Annotated in this window: 13 protein-coding genes; 4 read left to right on the top strand and 9 right to left on the bottom strand. The window is 56.5% G+C overall.

Annotated elements, in window-relative coordinates:
* Positions 1–34: 34 nt before the first annotated feature.
* Genes gspD through gspG form a run of 5 tightly spaced genes read right to left on the bottom strand, consistent with a single transcriptional unit; the run spans position 35 to position 5,477 of the window.
* Complete coding sequence (gspD, locus tag JWU58_RS12330; RefSeq protein ID WP_206422062.1) at positions 35–2,416, bottom strand: type II secretion system secretin GspD; 2,382 nt, start codon at positions 2,414–2,416, stop codon at positions 35–37.
* Positions 2,413–2,961 (bottom strand): type II secretion system protein GspM, encoded by a 549-nt coding sequence (gspM, locus tag JWU58_RS12325; RefSeq protein WP_206422061.1) that lies wholly within the window; start codon positions 2,959–2,961, stop codon positions 2,413–2,415. The genes gspD and gspM overlap by 4 nt, the downstream gene beginning before the upstream one ends.
* Positions 2,954–4,075 (bottom strand): type II secretion system protein GspL, encoded by a 1,122-nt coding sequence (gene gspL / locus JWU58_RS12320; protein ID WP_206422060.1) that lies wholly within the window; start codon positions 4,073–4,075, stop codon positions 2,954–2,956. The genes gspM and gspL overlap by 8 nt, the downstream gene beginning before the upstream one ends.
* Positions 4,072–4,992: a type II secretion system minor pseudopilin GspK gene (gspK, locus tag JWU58_RS12315; protein WP_206422059.1), complete on the bottom strand. Its 921-nt coding sequence runs from the start codon at positions 4,990–4,992 to the stop codon at positions 4,072–4,074. Before gspK ends, gspL begins: the two co-directional genes overlap by 4 nt.
* Positions 4,993–5,039: 47 nt before the next feature.
* A complete protein-coding gene (gene gspG, locus JWU58_RS12310) occupies positions 5,040–5,477 on the bottom strand; it encodes a type II secretion system major pseudopilin GspG (protein ID WP_129999522.1) in 438 nt (145 codons plus the stop codon).
* A gap of 169 nt (positions 5,478–5,646) precedes the next feature.
* On the opposite strand from gspG, the gene gspI reads away from it, so the two are divergent.
* Entirely contained in the window at positions 5,647–6,033 is a 387-nt protein-coding gene (gspI, locus tag JWU58_RS12305; protein WP_110645446.1) for a type II secretion system minor pseudopilin GspI, read from the top strand.
* Positions 6,034–6,374: 341 nt separating this feature from the next.
* Here gspI and JWU58_RS12300 read toward each other — a convergent pair whose 3' ends face one another.
* The gene (locus JWU58_RS12300) at positions 6,375–6,734 is read right to left on the bottom strand and encodes a DUF6124 family protein (protein ID WP_016774969.1); all 360 of its coding nucleotides are present in this window, start codon (positions 6,732–6,734) and stop codon (positions 6,375–6,377) included.
* Between the two features lie 1,103 nt (positions 6,735–7,837).
* Between JWU58_RS12300 and JWU58_RS12295 the strand changes: the two genes are divergently transcribed.
* Positions 7,838–9,475, top strand: a complete 1,638-nt coding sequence (locus JWU58_RS12295; protein ID WP_206422058.1) for a GIY-YIG nuclease family protein — start codon at positions 7,838–7,840, stop codon at positions 9,473–9,475.
* Between the two features lie 259 nt (positions 9,476–9,734).
* On the opposite strand, the gene JWU58_RS12290 is transcribed toward JWU58_RS12295, so the two are convergent.
* The 3 genes from JWU58_RS12290 to JWU58_RS12280 form a co-directional block, all read right to left on the bottom strand.
* Positions 9,735–10,661: a Kiwa anti-phage protein KwaB-like domain-containing protein gene (locus JWU58_RS12290; protein ID WP_206422057.1), complete on the bottom strand. Its 927-nt coding sequence runs from the start codon at positions 10,659–10,661 to the stop codon at positions 9,735–9,737.
* A gap of 2 nt (positions 10,662–10,663) precedes the next feature.
* Positions 10,664–11,257, bottom strand: coding sequence for a hypothetical protein (locus tag JWU58_RS12285; protein ID WP_206422056.1), 594 nt, complete (start codon positions 11,255–11,257; stop codon positions 10,664–10,666).
* 342 nt (positions 11,258–11,599) lie between these two features.
* Entirely contained in the window at positions 11,600–12,031 is a 432-nt protein-coding gene (locus JWU58_RS12280; RefSeq protein ID WP_206422055.1) for a type II secretion system protein N, read from the bottom strand.
* 120 nt (positions 12,032–12,151) lie between these two features.
* Between JWU58_RS12280 and JWU58_RS12275 the strand changes: the two genes are divergently transcribed.
* Together JWU58_RS12275 and JWU58_RS12270 are read left to right on the top strand one after the other, a co-directional pair.
* Positions 12,152–12,598 carry a GspH/FimT family pseudopilin gene (locus tag JWU58_RS12275; protein ID WP_206422054.1) on the top strand — a complete coding sequence of 149 codons (447 nt, stop codon included), beginning with the start codon at positions 12,152–12,154 and terminating at the stop codon, positions 12,596–12,598.
* A complete protein-coding gene (locus tag JWU58_RS12270) occupies positions 12,595–13,203 on the top strand; it encodes a prepilin-type N-terminal cleavage/methylation domain-containing protein (RefSeq protein ID WP_206422053.1) in 609 nt (202 codons plus the stop codon). The genes JWU58_RS12275 and JWU58_RS12270 overlap by 4 nt, the downstream gene beginning before the upstream one ends.
* The last annotated feature ends 91 nt before the right edge of the window (positions 13,204–13,294 follow it).

Here is a 13,294-nt window from a genome sequence, read left to right as displayed (position 1 = left end):
GGGATAAATCCCCTTACCACAGTCATCATCTCAGTCAAAACCGGGTGCTCCCTTCAATCGGTACGGCTTTGATCGTGGCGCGTGGGCCTGATGTCGGCCCCGGCGCTGGCACGCCTTGCGCGGCGCTTGGCAATTGCGGCGCCTGCATGTCGGGCATCGCCCAGCTGCGTTCCGGCTGCAAGCCGCCCTGGGCGCGGCGCATGAAGTCGTAGCGGTTGAGGGTGATGCTGCGCCCCGCTTCGCTGTCGCGGATGATGTACGGGCGCAGGAACACCATCAGGTTGGTCTTGGTGATCGCCCGGCGTTCGTTGCGAAACAGCGCGCCGATGCCCGGCAGGCTGCCCAGCCACGGCACGGCATCATTGCTCTGGCTGTAACCATCCTGAAGCAATCCGCCGAGGACCATGATCTGCCCATCGTCGAGCAGAATGCTGGTGTCGATCGCCCGTTTGTTGGTGACGATGCCCGCCGCAGTCACGCTGTTGGACGCGCGTTCATCGATGCTGCTGACTTCCTGATAGATATCCAGCTTCACCGTGCCGCCCTCGGAAATCTGCGGGCGTACGTTGAGCTTGAGGCCGACCTCTTCTCGGGTCACGGTCTGGAACGGGTTGTTGCTGGTGCCACCGCCGCCGGTGACGTAGCTGCCGCTGACAAACGGGATGGTCTGGCCAACAAAAATGCTCGCCGCTTCGTTGTCCAGGGTCAGCAGGTTCGGCGTCGACAGCACGTTGGTGCCGCCCTTGCTCTTCAGCGCTCGGGCCAGCACTTTCAGGTCGAGAATCTTGCCGATGCCGGGGATGTCGACCGTGCCGTTGACATAGCCAAGATTCAAACCCTGCGGCAGCACGTCGATGCTGTTCTTGGCCCCCGTGTTGAGACCCGCACCACCCAGATTAGCGCCACCGATCACGCCTTTGCCGCCGAGGTTACCGGTCTGCCATTGCACACCGAATTCACTGGCATCGTCCTCGCCGACCTCGACAATCAGGCTCTCGATCACCACTTGCGCACGGCGCTGGTCGAGCAAATCGATGACCTCACGCAGATTGCGATAAAGCGGCTCCGGCGCGGAAATCAGCAGCGTGTTGGTGGTGGCGTCAGCCTGAATCGTCACCCCGCCGGCGCTGAAGGCAACGTTCTGTTCGCTGCTCTGCGTACCGCCACTGCTGCTGCCGCCACCACTACCCTGCGCATAGCTGCCGCCGCTTGCGCCGCTGCCAGTCGTCGTTGAAGTGCCCGTGCTCGGCGTGCTGCTCTGGCCGTTCTGCCCGGCATTGCCGCCGGTGCTGCTGCCCATCGCGCTGAGCACCGACCGCGCCGCGTCGCTGCTGCCGCTGTCACTCTCGCCGGTGAGCAAACCGCGCAACGCCTGCGCCAGTTTCGCCGCTTGGGCGTTGCGCAGATAAACCACATGCAGATTGCTCGGATTGCTCTGAGCGTTGTCGAGTTTGTAGATCAGGTTGCGCGCCAGCTCGGTACGCTCGGGGCTGCCGGCGCGGATGATGATGGTGTTGGAACGTGGGTCGCCGATCACGGCGATTTTCTGCGTCGGATCATTGCCCGGCGCGTCGAGCAAGTCGGCCACCATCGGCGCGATATCGGCGGCGATGCCGTTCTGGATCTGCACCACATCGGTGTCGATCGCGCTCGGCGTGTCGATGCTCTCGATCAACTGCGCGACGCGGGTGAGGTTCTCGGCGTAATCGGTGATCACCACGGTGTTGTTGCCGGGGTAGGCATTGATCGGATTGTTCGGCGAAACGATCGGGCGCAGCACCGGGATCAGGTTCACCGCGTTTTCGTATTGCAGGCGAAACGTGCGCGTGAGCATGCCGTTGCCGGCCGGTTTGTCGGCGCTGTAGATCGGCCCGCCGAGCAGTTTCGCGTCGGCCTCGGGAACCACCTGCGCCACGCCGCCGACATCGACCACGCTGAAGCCTTGCATGCGCAACGCCGCGAGCAGCATGTCGTAAGCCTGACGGGCCGGCACCTGACCTTCCGAGACCAAGGTCAGATTGCCCTTGACCCGAGGATCAACGAGAAACTGCTGCCCGGTAGCACGCGACAGCGCACGCACCACCGCCTGAATATCCGCCTCGACAAAATTCAGCGTCACCGGTTGCTCGCCCAACGGATTGCGCGGGATCGCATTGCTCGGCGCAACACCAGCACTGCGCCCACGCTGACTGATGTTGTGCAATTGCTTGGGCACCGGCCGCGCCTGAGCCTGCGCCCGTTCGCGATCGGCTACCGCATCGCCGCTGCGCTGGGTGTTGGCCAGCGGCCGCCCGAGTTCACTGTCGACCAACAGCGGCGGCTGATTCTGCGGCGCCGTGGTGCTGTTGCACGCGCTCAATGCCATCAGCAACAACGGCAGCGCCAGACGTGCCGGTTTGCAGCGTGACTCCCTCATGAAGCTTCCTTAGCGCCCTGCGCCTGATCCATGCGAACGGTGCCTGACAATGTGCCGGCAGTGACTTCGGTCGAGGCCTCACTTGCGCGCTGCAACTGCGCCTCGACCACCTGCAGAGAAAGTTGTGACGGCTGGCTGAGCAGCCAGTCGAGCAGCGCATCGGCCGGCGCGGCGTCGACATTCAGCTGCCACGCGCCACCCTCCGCCGCTTGTAATTGGTAATGCCCGGCGAGCCCCGCCGCTTGCAGACTTTGCTCCAGCGACTGGCCAACGCTTTGCCCCTGCGGCCGCAGGTTGACGCTGCGCAACAGCACTTCCAGCGCCTCGGTTTGTGCGCGCAACTTGGGCGTTTCGCTCTGCCAGAAAGCGATCCTGGCCAATGGCGGCTTGACCAGCGTTAGCCAGATCAACAGACCGACAAGCACCAGCGCCATGCCGGCGACCATGCGTTTTTCACGCAGCGCCAACGGCTGCCAACGCGCCTGCAACTGACTGCTGAAGCGCTGCCAGCGCGCACGGTAAATCGCCAGCGTCGCCCTACTCATCGTCTGCTCCGCTGTCGTCGTCTTCGTTGGTGTTTGCGCTGGATTGATCGTTCGGGCGCAGCGTCCAGCCTGCGTCATCGGCAGTGACGCTGATGCCGGCCTGGGCCAAGGTGCTTTGCCAGTCCTTGTCGTGGCCGCCACGGTTTGCATCGCTGAGCAAGGCCAGTTGCAAAGCGCCGTCGCGGTAACTCAGGCGCTCGACACTGCCGGCCATGAACGGCATGCCCGTGCCGGCCTGCAACACCAGCCGATTGAAGTTCTGCGCCGGGTCATCGACCGCGCCCTTTTTCCGCTGCTCGAGTTGCTGACGCGCCTGTTGCAGCGGGTTGAGAATCACCGGCAATTCCGGGAACGCCTGCTTCACCCGCTGACTCATCTGCGCCTTGAGCTGCTGGCCCTGCCGAGCTTCGCGAGCGGCGTACATATTCAGCCCGATCACCCAGACTGCCACGGCCAAAGCCACACACCCGACAGCCCGACCCCAGCCACGTTGCTCGCCGCCGGTTTGCTGCAGGCCGCCGTGCAAACCCCAACCGGGCAAGGGACCGATCCAGCGTTGCGTCGAGTCAGCTGCGAACGATGCCTCATCAACTTCGTCACCGAGCAACGGCTCAACCTGCGCACTGTTCAAACTCTCGCGCCGAAGCAAATGCACGTCCGCCACACAAGCGACAACCCCCGGCAGCACTGGCAGGCTGTACGGCGCCGAATACAAACCGCGCAAACTCAAACCCGCCTGCTTGAGCACCGCAGCCAGAACCTGCAAATGCTGCCGCGCCACCCAGGCGATTTGCACCTGCCCACTCGCATCACGAGGGCTGTGGCCGATATGCATCTGGCTGCTATCACCGAGCATCAACGCCTGCGCCGCGCACTGCACAGCGGCCGCGGTTTTGTTAGCGGGCAGCGGCGGTAGATCAATGCTGGCGAGCAGGCTGTCGGCCGGATGCAGAAAACACAGCAGCGGTGGTTGCTTCGGCCGTTGCCCCAACTGACTCAAAGTGAGCCGTTCCTCACGACTGACCTGCCCCTGACGATCCAGCCAGGCGCAGCTCACTTCGCTGTGCAACTCCAGCTCCGCCAGCGGCGGCAACGCGACGCGCAACTGACTCATGCGCCCACCCGCGACCAGATCACCTGCGGCAGCCGATCCTCACTGCGATGCAGCAACGCGTCGAGGCTGACCCGGCGCTGATCACGCCGCGCTTCACCGCGCAAACGAAACCAGTCACTGGTGATACCGACCTTGACGCTGCTCATTTCCAGCTGCGGCATGCGCAAGCGGTTCACGAAATCGCCGCGATTGATAAACCAGCGCCCGGCGTCACGCTCGGCAATCAACGCCGTCGCCCGCTCCAGCGAAAGCCCCGGCACATACGCCGCCAGCACTTGTGCCGTGGCGGTGTTGCCGTTGATCCACGTCGTCGCCGGAATCACCGTCATGTACGGCGCCAGTTGGCCGATCAGCGCATCGGTCACGCCTTCGACGCTGCGCAAATCATCCAGCGTGCGCAGCATCGGCACCTTCGGCGGTGGCGGTTGGTGATCGGCATCGGGCGAAGTGGCGCGGCCACTGTCGAAACCGGCTTTGCCCGTCGCACCAATCTGCGCATTCAGCAGATGCGGATAACCGGCAATCACCCGCTGACGGATGCGCTGGCCGACAACGCCACTCACACCGATCAGTTCACACAAGCGCTCGAACGCCTGCACCTGCGCCTCATCGATGCGCTCATTGGCGACCAGATTGCGCAGGTTGAACTTGCCCTGCTCGTCCTCCAGCCGCCCGGCAAAACCCGCCGCCAGCAACGGCTGCGCCCAAGGCTGATCGCGCCGGGTCAACGGATCACGCAGGCGCGCATCCCAGAGCAACTGCCGGCTGATCTCCAGACCACCCTGCGCGACCCAACGCCCCTGCACCCGCTGCTGATCGGCCTCCAGCGCCCGGGTCGCCACGCTCTGACGCGTCAACATCCCCGCCGCAATCACCGCCACCACGGCGGCAATCAACAACGCGCTGATAATCGCCATGCCCCGTTGCTTCGCCCCGTTGAGCGAACCTGTTTTCACGGCCGGCCTTACAACTGCCAGGAACCGATATCGGCATTCACGCCATCACCGTCAGGCTGGCCATCGGCGCCGAGGGAAAAGATATCGACCTCACCATTCGCGCCCGGGTTGAGGTACTGATAAGGCCGGCCCCACGGGTCATTCGGCAAACGCTCCAGATACGAACGCCAGTTGCTGTTCTTCGCATCCGCCGGCCGCTCGACCAACACCTTCAGCCCCTGATTCATGCTCGGATACGTGCCGTGATCGAGGCGATACAACTTCAACGCCTGCATCAACCCACCAATATCCTGCTTCGCCGCCGTCGCCCGCGCCTGATCCGGCCGGTCGAGCACCTTGGGCACCACCATCGCCGCCAGAATCCCCAGAATCACCACCACCACCATGATCTCGATCAAGGTAAAACCCTGCTGACTACGCGGCATGCGCGGCGACTGACTGAGCATTTTCGAAGGTGCGATATCCATCTCGACATTCCCTGGCTTGATCCGAATTCGACGCGCAGTGTTGCAAGAAGATATGTCAGGGATGTTGAAAATCCTCGGGTGTTTCCGTCGTCAAGCCGTCAAGGACGGGGGTTAGCGTCGAGGGCTGGTTTTTGCTTTTGGGCCATGTATGCGCGCGCAAACGCGAGAGGAAGGTTTCACCCTGATTGAAGTGCTGGTGGCGCTGGCGATCATCGCCGTCGCCATGTCAGCCGCTGTGCGGGTGGCGGGGTTGATGACTCAGAGCAGTGGGGTTTTAAGGGATCGGTCGGTGGCGATGATTGCCGCGCAGAGCCGGATGGCTGAGCTGCGGTTGGAGGGGCGATTGCCGAATGGGATGAAGGCTGTTGAATGTGATCAAGGAAGATTGTTGTTGCGCTGCGAACAGGTGATCGCCAGCGCAGAGAATGGACGGTTGCTCAAGGTTGGAATCCAAGTATTTGATCGCAATCAGGATGCGCCGCCGTTGGCCAGACTGGAGACCCTGTTGTCACGGCCAGGAAGCCCCTCACCCTAGCCCTCTCCCGAGGGAGAGGGAACCGATACGGGGATGTTCCAGAGATACGCCGACCTGAACGTCTCGCTCTGAATCCATAATCAACGCGGTCGCTCAGGTCGATGTAAAACGCAAGACACCTCGGTCGGCCCCCTCTCCCTCCGGGAGAGGGCTGGGGTGAGGGGCTCTTCTGCCGCGGTGCATAAGCATCAAAAATCCATAATCAACACGCTCGTCCAGGTCGATGCACAACGCAAGACACCTCGGTCGGCTCCCTCTCCCTCCGGGAGAGGGCTGGGGTGAGGGGCTCTTCTGCCGCACCTAAAATCCCAAGGCCCCGCGCCGGATCAAGGCCAACGACATCACCCCGCCACCTCCAAATTATCCATAACCCGATTCACCGCCAGCTCCCCCAACATGATCAGTTGAGCAACCCCCAATAACGCCCGCCGCTGCGGCGCTGGCAGCAAACTGGAAATGTCCTGAGCAATCGTCTTCGCCGAAGCCAGCGTTTCACTCGCATCAGCCAGCAGTTCTTCATTCTTGGTATCCGCCGTCACCGCATACATCCCCCGCGCCTTACGCGGCGGAGGCAGGAGATTGTTTGGCGACAGGTAATGATCAAGCGCGCGGTCAGCGGCTTCGTGGAGTTTGTTGGAATCGAGGGATTCGTATGGAGACGTGGGATCGGTTTCGGGTGGGTTGGGTGTTGGTTTGATCATGGTGAAGCTCCATTTTTATACCTAGTGAAACCACCAAAACTTGTCGCTAAACAAGTAAGGGTGGCAGCTGTGCGCGGGTTAGCGAACCGAGAGGTATAAGACCCGGCAGACCCGAAGGTCTCCCACGCACAGCCACCATAGAGTCATCGCAAACGCGACAAACTGGAGCGTCGTTGAACTTATACCTGGTCGGGTCGCTAAACCCGGTCGCCGGATTGCCAGCGACCCATAGACGATATAGACCAGGTACAAAGCCCACAAGCCGGCGGATTCTGGCGTACCTGTAGGCAAAGGCGCAAGGGTGTGTAGCCCGAGAGAATGTTTGGAGATGTCTTTTTAAACAATGGCGTTTATTGTGAGCTTCACTGCGTCTCGGATCCCACGACAGATTTGTACCTTGCCCCAAGAGACGGAAGAAAATGACCGAGATTGCCGGTCGTAACTGACACCTCGGCCTTATAAATCGTGCTATTTCTTCCGGCACATATCGACGGTCTGTCACCATCCTCAACGGCGTTGTAGTAACCAACGTAGTGCATGGTCACGACGACGAGGGTTGCTGCGACTAAAAGCTTTTTGATCGTGGTATCAGAGTTAAAAGAAAACGGAATTTGGCTTTAATGCATCTGACCAGCCTGAGCCTTAGCATGGACGGTGCTAGTTATGCCTGTGTGATGAGCTAAGTGAATGGCCGTGTGCTACTTTTTCAATGCGTATCATCACCGGTCATTAAAGGAGTGCGTATGTTTACTGACATCAAGCCGGGTCCAAAGCCCAAGCGTGACGACGGCAAGGAAGATCGCAGACGGCATGTGAACCCACCCAACGATAAAAAACACCCAACGTTACCTATCCATAAGCATAAGCCTGGCGACTAGCTCCAGGTTGACGACCTCAGTGATTGAATTGCTCTTGGGACGGATTCCTTATTAGAAAATGAATCCGTCCGCTTAGAACCTCGTTGAATTCGCTTGGGCAGTGAAAGACTACGAGCCCAAAGCCTGAAAGGGCGGTGGCAATACGCAAAGCGATGATTGAGTATTGATGTAGCAAGATGCCACCCATCCCTGAGCCTAATGGCGCTCACTGGAGCAAATACAAAAATGACATTTAACAATCGAATGCGAGAACTTGGATTTTGGGCTGCTCCAAAAATCGGGACCAGCGCTTACGAAAATATCATCAAAAATATGGATGAGAGAAAAAGAGATCCCCGCTTCAAGAAAAAAATTCTAGAAGCATTTGAAAGATCTTCAGCAGTTAGACTAATCCAAAATCTCAACGGTGCTGGATTAGCTCAGGATGAAATGATTCGCGAGTACAACGAGGAGTATAACAATCGACTATTTAATCACTCAATACATGACATGCCGTCTTCGTTTAATACAGCCGAGGCATTTACAAGATTTCTTCCTCACCTGAGCGTATTTAAATTACTACACGAAGTTGACCATATCGTATCCTTCGTAGATTACCTTGATTTTGTAACATCGGACGACGACGGCCTACAGGACTTTGCCGGATTAAGCTTCATGACGGACAATGTCATTTATTCATACAATGGCTCTCACGACCCTGAAGAACTTACATTTCAGTGTGCTGAATCATCTATTTTTGCAGTATCAGGCGTTTCGCTGGTGAAGCAAGGAACTGAAGTTAATGTTTTGATGCTTGCTGGTCAAAAATGTAATCTAGCAAAAAAAACGATCGAGCTAGAAGCTGCTTATTTAGATTTGCAGCCCAGTGGACACCGACAACATATACGACCATCCGAAGAACTACGTATTGAAGCGACCCCGCTAATTGAAGGTACATCCCTTTGGAAAACAGTAGTTATGTGCCGCATCGACACCGAAAGATCATCGATAGACGTAAGATATATCGCTCACGATTGCGGCAACAGCTTTCAAGCTATGACCGATGACGTCTCGGTTTTCTTGGATTCGGATGGCTCTTTTTTAGATGATAGATTTGAAGGGATAGCAGAAAAACATGCAAAGGCCTTATCGGAATATCAATCTCTTTTTGAATTCGTGAAGGTTTGCTTAAATCTACCACTTTACCTAAGTCGAAATGAAGACCAGATAAAAATTGAGCGCCACCCAACGAAATACAAAGAAATCCGTGGCAAGCTAAAGTATAAAAAATTGGACAAATATGCTCCTTCGAGTGAAAAAATCGCAATGCGAAACGTGCTATTTGTCGAACCATCTCAGAATGATGGCGCATCAAATAAAACGTTTTACTCGCCCAATATAAAAATAGAAACTTCTGGCTATTGGAAAAAGCTGCCACTGGACGTTTTAGGGCAAGACAAAGTCGGCCAGCCAATTCATGGAAGAAGCTGGGTCGAAAAACGAATTAGCTGGGTGGAAGAGAACGCAAAGAACAAGCCCGTTAAAACTTCCAACCTAGCCAGAAGCAAATTGACAAACCCTGGATTCATTTATGTAATGAGATGTGCTGCTCACGGCAAAGACATTTTCAAGATTGGGCTAACCAGCCGAACAACCGATCTTCGCTCAAGTGAATTAACATCATCTACAGCAGCTCCGGATCAGTTCTTGGTCGTCGAGGAGTGGGAAGTTACAGATTGCGAACTAGCAGAACGGATAATACACCAAAGACTTGAACAGTACCGCATCAACCCTAAGAGAGAGTTTTTTCAAGCGCGATACAGCGTTATCTGTACCGTGATAAGAGATGTAATTTCCGAGTTAGACCCACATCTCTACGATTAAACACATTGACGGCCTGTTATTGGAAAAATTAACATACTCTCGCTTTTTTTCCAAAACCGTCTGGTATGGGTAGTAGACAGCCGCATTTTTCGCGCCCGCAAAAACTTGGGAAATTAGGATGAAAAAGGATTTTAAGCGGACAACATATCCTTGTGTAGTGAGATGCAGTAGTGGGAGCAGATAAATTTTTAACTGCATCCAAAGGGACTATTTTATTCCCCAGAAACAAAGTAGTCCTTTTTCTACTATGCATCGACGCTCACACCCCTGTTTCGGCAGTGTTCTGAACGTCGTAGATTTTTTCAGAAAAGTGAGATTTCAGCCGGTGATCCAGTAGTGCTTTGAAAATATCAGGGCAGCTTTCTACCGTAGGCGCGATTTTTCCATCAGCTTGGAAAGGGATGTTTAGGCCGAAAACAGCATACTCGCGTCGCAAATTACCCATGAATCTTACGTCAAGATAATGGCCCTTCATCTTGATGGCCGAAGCCCTGCGAAGCTGCATGGCATTTGTCCCAACGTAGGTGCTCACCGCGTCGGTATTGGTGAAAAGCGCTTGGAAGTCAGCCTGAGCTAGGAGCTGAGTAAAGTCATCTTGGTGGGCTGCCTTGTGGCTCAATATCGATTCAAAGCTGGGTTTGTGTTTGATGAATATGGTGTCTTCCAGCACTGCCATGTCGAAGTCCTTCGCGATGTGAAAGCTAGGCGCCTCATCAAGTTTCAGCGTTTTGGATCTGAAAAAGGTATGGATGGCGCCAGCTCGCTTCTTGGTCTTCCACGTGGAATCTGTCTTGCGCACACAGTACAGATTGCCCTGAGCACTGGAAAATTTCACCACGTAAAATTCGGCGTTGGCCAACTCTTCCATTTTGGATACTTGCTTAGCTGGAGTCTGGTCATGCGATTCTGCGACGAATTTGCCTGCATGTGTTTCGTCCTGTGGAATTGTGAGCGCGCTCGATTGATTGTTTTCAGCGAGCAATCCGTATTCAAGCGTTTCAGTGAGCGCCGCTTTGAAGGCCGTTGCCGTCGACTTCAATGCTAGTTTGAGCTCGTTATCCAAGCTCACCCATTTGCCCGTGTATTTGGGTTCTGGTGGCGTTCCTTTTGTGTATCGCTTGAATATCCAGAAATTTATCGTTGCTTGTTCGAGGTCAAAATTGTGTAGATCCTGTAGCACTGCCATGGCTAATCCCTTTTTACGATGACTTCTTGGATGAATTCGACGTCGATGGTGGCGTTGGCAGCGGGCCGAAACTCAGTTTTCGCCAAGGCTTTATCTACGCGCTCAGTTGGGCTGTTCTGATACTTGTATTTGATCTCATACAGCTTCCAACCCAAGATAATCAGAATTGGATTGAGGACGACTTGACCGGTTTTGTAGGACATCCAAAAGATCCACATCATGAATAGCGTAAAGCCCAATACTTTGGTCAGTTGTGAGTATTCAAGACTCATAAACGAGACGATATAGGGCACTACATAGTTGATCAGGTCAGTTGGAATTTGCTTTGATTCAATGATAGTAATGCTCTGAGGCTCTTGCTTACACCAGATCACAAGGACGGTGGTTAGAAAGCAAGCTAGGCAGCAGAGCGCAAATCCAATCGAAAGGCCAGAATTGTTGAACGGGAGCTCGCACTCCGACGACATCTGCCAAAGCGTCGAGCAAAAAGGTCTACTGAAGAGATCGACCTTCAAGTCCTGAACCAACAGGATCACGCTGAGCGGAAGATAGGAGCCCAGAAAGATTGCTGCGGCGAATACTAGCCTGAGTTCCATTATGAATCCCTGCTAGAGCCGGGGGAATTCATCCACCCCGTGGCGCGGAAATTATGGAAATAAGGATAGCGGTGATCACTGGCTACTGCTAGTGGCATTATGCTCCAGCCAGCTGGACCCTCTAGGTGGTCGGACGCTGACCGATTTTGGCCCGGGCTACCAATCTAGCTTGGGCAAAATGCTGCATTCGAAACACCCGCAATGAATCTCCCTACGTTTATCAGCCGTATAGAAGTTTTGCTATTTATCGATAGCGGACTCTAATGACGATCCGCTTCTTTTTCGGAATCTTGAATTGGCAGCTGACTAAACGGCAAAGACAACTAACTTCAAAACAATAAATCACGGACTCACCAACCGCGGCAAAACCACCCCCTCCCCCAACCTCTCAACCCCCAACCTCACCCTCTCCCCACCCCGCTCAATCACCACCCCATCCCCCTCAACCCCCACCAACTTCACCCCACCCCCAACCTTCTCCCCCACCAAAAAACTCCTCGGCGCGCCATCATTCAAACTCAATATCGCCACCGTCCCGCTCCCTCCCGCGATCACCCCGCTCACCTTGATATCCACCGGCGCTGTCTCATTGGAGAACCACTGCAACGCCGGGCTATCACTCCTCGCCGCGAGCACTTGCGGGGTGGCTGCGGGTGTGTGGGATTCCGCCGAGGTCAGCAGCAGCGACGACCACGTCGCGACGCCAACCAGGGCGGCGAGCAGGGCCAGGGCCTGGACGGTTTGCGCCGGGGTAATCCGTGCGGTGAATTTCATGGGTTGTCGCTCCTTGTTGTCCCTGTTGCCAGCCTACGCGGCAATTCTCTCCGTTTTATTTCACATGCCTTACATGTTCGCCGGGCACGATGGGGTGGGACGCCAAGGAGCGCGTGGGTGATGAGCAGGCAGCAGGGTTTTACGTTGATCGAGTTGATGGTGGTGCTGGTGATCATCGGGATTGCCAGTGCGGCGATCAGTTTGAGTATCAGGCCTGATCCGTTGCAGTTGTTGCGCAAGGATGCCGAGCGGGTTGCGCAGTTGTTGCAGGTGGCGCAGGCGGAGGCTCGCGCTGATGGGCGACCGATTGTGTGGGTGACGGATGCCAAGGGGTTTCGGTTTGGGCGGCGGGGGGATGATGGCGTGGGGTTTGAGTCGTTCAAGGAGGATGCGCAGTTGCGCCCGCGTGTGTGGCAGAGTCCGAAGGTGGAGGTGCGTGTGGAGCCTCGGCAGACGGTGGTGCTGAATGCCGAGTGGATCAATCCGCCGTTGCGGCTGATTTTGTCTGATGGGGCCAATCGGCTGAGTGTGCTGCGCGATGGCAGTGGGCGGATCAGTATTCAATGAAGACTCAGCAAGGGTTCACTCTGATTGAGGTGATGGTCGCGATTCTGTTGATGGCGGTGGTGAGTCTGATTGCCTGGCGCGGGCTGGACAGCGTGACGCGGGCGGACAGTCATTTGAAGGCCAGCAGTGAGCAGAGCGATGGGTTGTTGCGGGTGTTGAATCAGTTGCAGCGGGATGTGGACATGCGCGCGGGGGTGGAGTTGAGCGAGCCGCGCAAAGTTGGGGCTGAGGATGAGGCGCCGACTGCGCCGCCAGCGGTGACGGTGCGCAGCAGTGATAGTAAGGGGTTTCGGCTGGACATTATTCGTAGCGCGGCGGATCAGCCGGGGGCTTTGCAACGGGTTCGGTGGTGGGTCAAGGGGGATACGTTGTATCGGGCGGTGGCTGAGGCGCGCAGTCGCTATCCGTTGCCGGCGCCTGGGAATGGGGTGGCGGTGTTGAGTGAGGTGAGTGATGTGCAGGTTCGGGTTTGGGAGGTGGACAAGGGGTGGCGGCAGTTGAGCGGGAATCGGCGGGAGGATCCGTTGGGGTTGGAGATTCGTTTGAGTCGGCAGACGGCGCAGGGGGTTGAGCGGTATCGGCAGGTGATTGGGTTGTTGCAATAGCCGGGATCACCGCAGTTTTTTGTAGGAGTGAGCCTGCTCGTGATTGCGGTGGGTCAGTCAGCATTGTTGTTACTGGTAGACCGCTTTCGCG

The organism is Pseudomonas atacamensis, assembly GCF_017167965.1.
Taxonomy (GTDB): domain Bacteria; phylum Pseudomonadota; class Gammaproteobacteria; order Pseudomonadales; family Pseudomonadaceae; genus Aquipseudomonas; species Aquipseudomonas atacamensis.
The sequence above is the reverse complement of the archived record's forward strand: the minus strand, read 5'-3'. Positions and strand labels throughout refer to the sequence as shown.